Source organism: Thalassobacter sp., assembly GCF_982993085.1.
The window spans coordinates 1-3,762 of the sequence record NZ_CEZFMW010000191.1 but is presented as its reverse complement, the minus strand read 5'-3'; the positions used below and the strand labels follow the sequence as shown (position 1 = coordinate 3,762).

Annotated in this window: 5 protein-coding genes; 2 read left to right on the top strand and 3 right to left on the bottom strand. The window is 57.6% G+C overall.

What is annotated here, in order from left to right; genetic code table 11:
- Window positions 1-112 precede the first annotated feature (112 nt).
- A complete protein-coding gene (locus AC4GMC_RS17630) occupies window positions 113-700 on the bottom strand; it encodes a VPLPA-CTERM sorting domain-containing protein (RefSeq protein ID WP_487878984.1) in 588 nt (195 codons plus the stop codon).
- Between the two features lie 200 nt (window positions 701-900).
- Window positions 901-1,494: a YceI family protein gene (locus tag AC4GMC_RS17625; RefSeq protein WP_487878728.1), complete on the bottom strand. Its 594-nt coding sequence runs from the start codon at window positions 1,492-1,494 to the stop codon at window positions 901-903.
- 178 nt (window positions 1,495-1,672) lie between these two features.
- Between AC4GMC_RS17625 and AC4GMC_RS17620 the strand changes: the two genes are divergently transcribed.
- Together AC4GMC_RS17620 and AC4GMC_RS17615 are read left to right on the top strand one after the other, a co-directional pair.
- Window positions 1,673-2,599, top strand: a complete 927-nt coding sequence (locus tag AC4GMC_RS17620) for a DMT family transporter (RefSeq protein ID WP_487878727.1) — start codon at window positions 1,673-1,675, stop codon at window positions 2,597-2,599.
- Window positions 2,596-3,180, top strand: a complete 585-nt coding sequence (locus tag AC4GMC_RS17615) for a nucleotidyltransferase family protein (RefSeq protein WP_487878726.1) — start codon at window positions 2,596-2,598, stop codon at window positions 3,178-3,180. Before AC4GMC_RS17620 ends, AC4GMC_RS17615 begins: the two co-directional genes overlap by 4 nt.
- On the opposite strand, the gene AC4GMC_RS17610 is transcribed toward AC4GMC_RS17615, so the two are convergent.
- The gene (locus AC4GMC_RS17610; protein ID WP_487878983.1) at window positions 3,167-3,427 is read right to left on the bottom strand and encodes an usg protein; all 261 of its coding nucleotides are present in this window, start codon (window positions 3,425-3,427) and stop codon (window positions 3,167-3,169) included. The genes AC4GMC_RS17615 and AC4GMC_RS17610 overlap by 14 nt on opposite strands.
- Window positions 3,428-3,762 lie beyond the last annotated feature (335 nt).

Below are 3,762 nucleotides of genomic sequence, written 5' to 3'. Positions count from 1 at the left end.
CGCAGGCAAAATGGTCGACAAAGAGCGCAACTAAGACCGCGCTTGAGACATGCGAAAGGGCGTCCCAATTGGGGCGCCCTTTTTTGTTGTCAGGTAGGTCGCGTGCTTTGCCCTAGGCCGCAGCACGCCTGCGCGCAAAGGCCAAGCCACCCAGACCCAGCGCCAGCAATGGCAGGCTTGCAGGCAGCGACACAGGTGAAACCTGAAGATCCCACGTGCCGCGTTCTTGGGGCAGGAATGAGCCCAAGATGGGGTTCACGATGAACGCCACTGACCCGCTGAGCGCGCCAAGCGAAATGCTGGCGCCCGTGGGATTAATGGCCGTATCAAACGCGTATGACGCATTGTTTACAAACAAAAATCCGTCGAAGTTGCTGTTGCGTTTGGGCGCCCAGTTGAACGATAGATTGTAGCGATCTGCACCGAAATCGATCATCCAAGTATCAAGGTACTGGTCCGCGCGGCTGCCATTCGCCACGCCACCATATAGGCCAAAGGCCCCACCCGGCGTCAGGACAAACCTCGACGGTGTATTTCCAAAATCCCCCAGCGTCATGTCACACGCAGAGGCCGAAATCGCGGGCGCGACGCCGCCCTCACACACGGTGCCGGAAACGACGGTTGCAGCGGATGCCGAACTGGCCAAAGCCATGAACGCCGCCATACATGCGGATGCCAAAATTGGCTTTATCACGATCATTGAATTCTCTTTCTTCAAACGTGGTTAATTGGTTTGAACGAATAGAGAGCAAATGTGGCGCAACAAAGATAATTGTTTGAAAACAAAAAGTTTCGAAGGGAAATGCGGCGAATCTGTGGTGGCTTGGCGAGCCACCGAGATCAAAGCTATGATCCCGGCAGCATTGTGCACGAGGTGAGTAAAATACGCAGCCTGCGCGTCTAACTACCGGGCGTATCTGAGTCGAAAACCAGCCGTACCGTCACCGGAGAGACGCGCGTGATACTATCAAGACCCGCAATGTCCTGAAGCTGATCAATCGCTGCATCGACGCCCAGCTCATCGGTTGCCAGCATCAGCATCCCGTCGGTCGTGACCATCACCTTGTCCTCACCCACACGGATCACGAACAAATCACTATAGATCGCGACCTCCTGCCCCAAGAGCGACAGGGTGCCTTCTGTCTCGGTGACCATGCTTTCGCCCACACCCAATTTGTCCAGCGCGACCATATCAACCGTGGCTGAAACAGTTGCTGTGGGGCTGTTTTTAAACACTAACTCACGCATGCGTTCGTTGCGGATGTCGATCATCGTCTCGACCGAGGTCAGCGGCACGGACACTACCACCTGCCCCTGCGCATCGACGCTGCCGGAAAGGGTGCTAAAGCGGTGTACCTCACCGTTGTATTCGTTCTTGACCGAGCCGAACGCGATGTTCGACATATCACCATTCAGCGTCCACGTTTCTGCCGCCGCCATGGGAACTGTCAGGGCAAGCGCCACGGCAGACGCCGTGATCTTTGATAAAGTCATGAGGGATCCTCCCAAAAAATTATGAAAAGGCGTGGGCGCTTCTGTGGGGCCCTGAACAAGATATTAGCCTGAAAGAGCGTGATGCGGCCAAACAATTGACCTTACGTTAGCGTGAGGCAAATCTTGGCCACGAAATGTGGCTCTGGCGCAGGCGTCGCGCGCAAGGTACATCGCGGCTATGAACAGCACTCCCGTCTCTGCGCCCACTCCGGCAAACTGGCTCTCGATCGCGGTCCTTGGCCTGATCTGGGGCGGTACATTCATGGTGATCTCGGTCGCATTGCGCGGCTACGGCCCGATCACGGTGGCCTGCGCGCGCACGACATTGGGCGCATTCACCCTACTGGCACTGTGCGTGGCATTACGGCGGCCTTGGCCGCGCTGGTCGTGGCGATTGTTCGTCTATGTGGTTGTGGGCGCTTTGTTTTCCACGGCGATCCCGTTTGTTTTGCTGGCGTGGGGGCAACAGCATGTGCCCTCGGCATTTGCCGGGCTTTCGATGGCGGCGGTGCCATTGTTCGTGCTGCCGTTTGCCCATTTCATGGTGCCGGGCGACGCACTGAGCCTGCGCAAGACGTTGGGCTTTTTGATGGGGTTTGCGGGGGCTCTGGTCCTGCTTGGACCCGGTATTTTCGCCGCCGGTAGCGGTGATTTGGTCGCCTTGGGGCGGTTGGCGTGCCTTGCCGCGGCGATGTGCTACGCCATCTCATCCATCGCGACGCGACTAACCCCTGCGATTGACGCCATTGTGCTGTCCGCAGTGGGTCTATTGCTGGGCGCAGTCGTTCTGATCCCACTGATGCTGCTGACCGAGGGTGTGCCCACGCCCACGGCGACGATCCCCACGCTTGCGATCATCCTGCTGGGCCTTTTGCCCACCGCGTTTGCGGCCCTTTTGCGGGTCGCGGTGATCCGCACGGCGGGGCCAAGCTTTATGACGTTGGTCAACTATCAGGTCCCGGTGTGGTCCATGATCCTTGGCGCGCTGATCCTGTCCGAAGCTCTGCCGGGGCGGTTTTTCGCAGCCCTCGCGCTGATCCTGACAGGGCTCGCAATAAGCCAATGGGCTACACTACGCGATCTGCGCACACGGGTGACAACATGACAGAGGTGGCCATTATCCTCTTGGCGGCGGGCGCTTCGACCCGAATGAAGCCCGCCGATAAACTCCTTGAATTTATTGACGGAACACCCCTGATCCTGCGGCAGCTGCGGCGGTGTTGTGCGGCCAGTGGTGATGTGACCGTTGTCCTGCATGAGGGTGATGCAAAGCGGCGCGCTTGGATCACCGATAGCCCCGCGCGGGTCATCACAACACCGGAGCGGGCCATGTCCGCCTCCCTTCGGGCCGGGATTGCAGGCTGCACGGCCCCTGCGGCCATGGTCGTTCTGGCCGATATGCCCGATATCACCACCAAAGACATGGAAACCTTGCTGGCCGCCCATCGCGCCAACCCTGAGGATATTATCCAAGCGACCACCGCAGACGGCCGGCCCGGCCAGCCTGTGATTTTTCCGGCTAAATACTACGCCGATATCGCGCAATTGACGGGCGATGCCGGGGCAAAACCCATCGTACAGGCCAATGGCGCCCGCCGCATCGCCCTGCCCGCTGAACACGCGATTACAGACCTAGATACACCCGAGGATTGGGCGGCCTGGCGCGCCCGCGCTAGTGAAGCGTAAACTCAACCGTGACGTTGCGCCATTCCCCCGGTGCGATCATCTTGCGATGGGTAAATTCGACGGAATGAAGCGGACCTTCAATCTCACGCTGCCAAAATTCAATGAACTTAAAAAGCTTGGGGTAATCCGGCCCAATATCATACTCTTGCCAGGTGAAGGTATTGAGAACATGGGCATAATCCGGCATGTGATAATACATCTGCGCGGTCGTTAAACCATACCCCTTTAGCATCAATTCAGTTTCCATAGGACACTCCGATATGTTGCCTTACAGGCTCAGCTTGCCACAAATTGGTGAATAGTCAACAAACACAGAGTGTTAGCACTCACCCCCGACCGGTGCCACCGGCAGCATTCTTGGGCATTGCACCCCATATAAAGGGGCTGCTATAGTGCAGGGAACCAAATCTAGCGGGACCGACAGGTCCACGGAGGCCGCGTGACCGATACCCCACAAACCCCTGAAAACAATGATGAAAATTCAGAGGGCGGCGGGCCAATCAGCACCCATGCCGGACCACAGATCAATATCACCGATGAAATGAAGAACTCGTTCATCGAGTATGCCATGTCGGTGATCAT